The organism is Candidatus Neomarinimicrobiota bacterium (genome assembly GCA_041862535.1).
In the GTDB taxonomy this organism is placed as follows: Bacteria; Fidelibacterota; Marinisomatia; order SCGC-AAA003-L08; family TS1B11.
The window spans coordinates 1-3,914 of record JBGVTM010000190.1 but is presented as its reverse complement, the minus strand read 5'-3'; the positions used below and the strand labels follow the sequence as shown (position 1 = coordinate 3,914).

The following is a 3,914-nucleotide window of genomic DNA, read 5'->3' as shown; positions in this document are numbered from 1 at the left end:
GCACATGCTGCAGCAGCTGGACGTATCCCCGTCCGAGTTCTGGTTCGACGCCGATACCTTCGCCCGGGGATTGATTGAGCTGCGAGAACTCTATGACTTCGACGGCATCCTGGTGAGCCTGCACGGGCACAGGCAGGGCTGGCGGGAGGAGCTCGTCAAGCTCGAGCGGAAAGGTGATATTGAAATCGTTACCTTCAGCGACCGGGAGCTGGTCTTCACCCGGGATGACCTGCCGACTGTTCGCTTCCTGGTACCCGTGGTTCATCCGACCATAGATACGGCCAACCCAGCCGACATCCCGGACCAGATCGATTATATCCCCGTATCCCAGGATCTGCATTTCCACCTTGATCTGGACAACAAATTCGCAGTTTTCGACCTGATCCAGGCACAGGTGGGAGATGAGTACTCCATTCACGGCGAGATTACCTCCCCCTTCGATTACCTGCTGGACTATCTGGGGCACGAAAGCGCCCTGACGGCCCTCATCCTGGCGCCGGATAGGTGCCGGGCGCTCCTCCAGCGGTTCGCCAACGGGATCGCCGCCCTGGCCCGGGAGATGTGTGCCCAGCCCATTGACGCCGTCAAGATTTCCTCCCCCTTTGCGGGAATGGGGTTCATCTCGCCGGACTTTTACCGCCGGTTCGTGCTGCCCTATGAAGGCCAAATTATTGCGGCCATCAAGGAGCAGGGCAAATATGCCTACCTCCACACTTGCGGCGCCATCAATGACCGCCTGGAGGCCATGGCCGAATCGGGCACCTCGGGGCTGGAATGCCTGGACCCACCTCCCCTGGGCAACGTGGAGCTGGAAGACGCCGTCAGGCGGGTGGGGCAAAGCCTGTTCATTAAGGGGAACGTTGACTCCGTCAATACCTTGCTCCAGGGGTCTGAAGAGGATATTTTAGCTGATGTGAAACGGCGCATCCAGATCGGGAAGACCGGCCGGGGCTTTATCCTGAGCACCGCCTGTTCGATTGCCCCGCACGTCAGGCGCGAGCGGGTGCAGCTGCTGGCGAAGCTCGCACAGGAGTACGGCGTCTACGCATGACCCGGAATCTTTCGCAGCTGTTTGCGGCTGAACCGCGCCCGGTCTGGGTATTCGATGGCGGCATCGGGACCCTGCTGCAGCACCGTGGACTGAAGGTGGGGGAGTGTCCCGAGGAGCTGAATGTATCCCATCCAGAGATTCTGCTGGAGATCCACCGCGAGTACGTCGCCGCCGGATCGGATATCATCCAGACCAACACCTTCGGCGGGAATACCCGGCGCCTGTCAAACTACGGTCTTGAGAGTAAAACGGTGGCTATCAATACCCGTGCCGTGGAACTGGCCCGCCAGGCTGCCGGCGATAAGGCCTACGTGGCGGCTTCCGTGGGACCCACCGGCGAGATCCTCGAACCCTATGGCAACGTATCCCGGGAAGCGGTGTTCGAAGCCTTCCAGACCCAGGCCAGAGGGCTGGGGGAGGCCGACCTGGTCAACATTGAAACCATGAATTGCCTCGATGAAGCCTTGCTGGCCTTTGAAGCCATCCGCTCCGTTCTGGGTCTGCCTATCTGTGTATCGGTAACCTTTAATCAGGCCCCGACCGGCTATTTCACCATAATGGGCGAAAGCGTCGAGCGTATCACCCGGGCTCTCACCGAGGCTGGTGTGAATATGCTGGGATCCAACTGCGGCGAGGGCGTGGAGCAGATGTTGGCCATCATCTCAGAGATGCACAGGTTGACCAGCTTGCCTCTTATGGCCAAGCCTAACGCAGGCCTCCCGCAGCTGACTGGCGGCAGGGAGGTGTTTCCCGAAACGCCGGAGAGCTTCGCTCAGAAAATGCGTGCGGTCATGGCGGCGGGCGCAACCTTGTGCGGCGGCTGCTGCGGCACCACTCCCGACCATATTCGGGTTATCCGCCAGCTGGCTGACGAGCTGAACGCCAGCCCTTGAGCAGCCGCAAACAAAGCAGAACTCTTAGGCCAGTCAACCAAGCCATCAGGGATCACGGCTGCCTTAGTCCTGGCTAAATCAGGGTCGGTAGTTACTCCGCTCGGTACTGTACCTTACTTCCCACCACCGTCATCAACACCTGGACCTGAGGTATGTCGACCGGGTCGATGGCAAAGAGGTCTTCAGATAAGACCACGAAGTCGGCCAGTTTCCCTGGCTCCAGGGTGCCGGTTTGGGTTTCGAAGAAGCCGGCGTAGGCGGCATTGATGGTATAGCAGCGCAGTGCCTGCTCAACCGTGATTTTTTGTTCCGGCACCCATCCCTCTGGATTAAGGCCATCTATAGTGCGGCGAGTAACAGCGGCGTAGATGCCCTCCAGGGGAGATAGGGGGGCCACGGTCCAGTCGGAGCCGAAGCAGAGGGGCGCACCGGCGTCCAGCAGGGATCGGAAGGCATAGGTGGTTTTGATACGGTCCGGGCCGATGCGCTTTTCGGCCCAGCGCCCGTCGTCGATAGCATGGTAGGGCTGCATGGCCGGGATGACGCCCTGCCGGTGGAAGCGTGCGATGGCCGCTACTGTAAGGTGTTGGGCATGTTCAATGCGGAAGCGCCGATCACGCGGGCCGTTTGCCGCGGCAATCGAAGCATAGGTGTTAAGGATCCAATCGTTCGCCCGGTCGCCGATGGCATGCACCGCTATCTGGAAGCCGGCTGCATCCCCGGCACTTATCCATGCCCGCAGCTTGGAGGTATCCGTGACCATCAATCCGCTGGTACCCGGGGCGTCATCGTAGGGTTTATAGAACCACGCGGTAGTGGATCCCAGCGATCCGTCCACGAAACCCTTCAGCCCGCCCCAGCGGTGCCAGGCGTCTCCCCTGCCATGTTCTTCCCGGTACTGTTTGAGCTGCGACCAGGTACTGATGGGCACGAAAGAGTAGACCCGTAGTTTCAGGGAGTTTGTCTGTGCGGCCCGGCGATAGGTCTCCAGATCGCGCCAACTGCCCATGTCATAAATCTGCGTGACGCCGTGCAGGACGGCATGGTTCATCGCCCGCACCAGAGCTTCGTCCCGCTCCTGCTCGGTGACTTCAGGTATGACGGCATAGACCAGTCCCATGGCTTCGTCTTTAAGAATGCCGGTTGGGCGTCCGGTGGCGCGGTCGCGCACAATCATCCCTCCTTCAGGATCAAGGGTCTCAGGGGTAATGCCAGCCAGTTCAAGGGCCTTGCTGTTAGCCAGGGCCATGTGTCCGTCCAATCGGCTGACAAACACCGGCACTTCCCGCGTTACAGCATCAATCCAGTCCCGCTGCGGCAGCTCGCCCCCCCAGGCCTCATGATCCCAATCACCGCCTGTGATCCAGCGCCCATCTGGCAGCTTGCCGGCAAATTCGCCGAGGCGTCGAATAAACTCCTCCCGGGAACTGGCATCACGCAAATCCACACTGGCCAGCTGCTGGCCACCACTGATGAAATGAGTGTGATTGTCGATGAGTCCCGGCACCACAAAGCCTCCCTGCAAGTCCACCACCTTGGTCTGGGGACCTTGGAGAGAATTGATCTCAGTAATAGAACCGACGGCCATGATCTCCTCGTCCTGCACCGCCAGTGCCTCGGCACGAATGGCACCAGCTACGCCCGTCCAGATGGAACCGTTCAGGTAAATGACGTCTGCTCTGGCTTTCATCGATTTAGTTGTTATACATCCCGTGAGAGTGAATATTAACAAGGCTGGCAGCACGAGCACGCCGTAGATCGGGTTTACGCGGGGTGCTATCGCCTTCGAAACAGGCTCCAAACCTGACTGATAGTAGAACATGCCTGGTACTCCTACATTTGGGAGGGGTGGTAGTTGTGAGACACATTTTAAGCTTTTAGAAAGGCTCTTCCTGCAGAGCTGGTATCAGGGGCTACTTTAGCTTCCGGCAGAACTGGCTGACAGTGAATCCAGCTCATAGCTCGATAAT

General features: G+C 59.3%; 3 protein-coding genes. 2 read left to right on the top strand and 1 reads right to left on the bottom strand.

Translation table 11 applies throughout. From position 1 onward, the window contains the following. Window positions 1–1,051 (top strand): uroporphyrinogen decarboxylase family protein (locus tag ACETWG_06855; protein ID MFB0516306.1); only part of this gene is annotated, 1,051 nt, incomplete at its 5' end. Further along, a complete protein-coding gene (locus ACETWG_06850; protein ID MFB0516305.1) occupies window positions 1,048–1,944 on the top strand; it encodes a homocysteine S-methyltransferase family protein in 897 nt (298 codons plus the stop codon). The genes ACETWG_06855 and ACETWG_06850, both read left to right, overlap by 4 nt. Window positions 1,945–2,035: 91 nt before the next feature. On the opposite strand, the gene ACETWG_06845 is transcribed toward ACETWG_06850, so the two are convergent. After that, window positions 2,036–3,634, bottom strand: a complete 1,599-nt coding sequence (locus tag ACETWG_06845) for an amidohydrolase (protein MFB0516304.1) — start codon at window positions 3,632–3,634, stop codon at window positions 2,036–2,038. Window positions 3,635–3,914 lie beyond the last annotated feature (280 nt).

What these genes read in the sequence shown, in the direction of transcription:
- ACETWG_06850 (MFB0516305.1), top strand. Translation starts at nt 1,048, where the DNA reads ATGACCCGGAATCTTTCGCAGCTGTTTGCGGCTGAACCGCGCCCGGTC.
- ACETWG_06845 (MFB0516304.1), bottom strand. Translation starts at nt 3,634, where the DNA reads ATGAAAGCCAGAGCAGACGTCATTTACCTGAACGGTTCCATCTGGACG.